This window comes from Bartonella sp. AA89HNZF, assembly GCF_042196905.1.
Taxonomy (GTDB): domain Bacteria; phylum Pseudomonadota; class Alphaproteobacteria; order Rhizobiales; family Rhizobiaceae; genus Bartonella.
This window is the reverse complement of the sequence record NZ_JBHIRD010000127.1, coordinates 1-256: the sequence shown is the minus strand read 5'-3', so window position 1 is coordinate 256 and position 256 is coordinate 1. Positions and strand designations below refer to the sequence as shown.

Here is a 256-nt window from a genome sequence, read left to right as displayed (position 1 = left end):
ATTCATCTTGGGCAAGAAGACTTAAGCAATGCTGACCTTGCCGCAATTCGTAAAAATGGTATAAAGTTTGGTCTTAGTACCCATGATAACCGAGAATTGGACATCGCACTTTCTGTTCATCCTGATTATATCGCTCTTGGTCCTATTTATCCAACAATTTTAAAAGAAATGAAATGGAAGCCTCAAGGGCTAGAAAAAATCAAACAATGGAAACAGCGGATTGGTACTTTACCTTTAGTGGGTATTGGTGGATTGA

General features: G+C 38.3%; 1 protein-coding gene. It reads left to right on the top strand.

Annotated elements, in window-relative coordinates:
* Positions 1–256, top strand: a 256-nt coding sequence (locus tag ACFIN0_RS10085; protein ID WP_375702491.1) for a thiamine phosphate synthase, incomplete at both ends; no start/stop codon positions are given.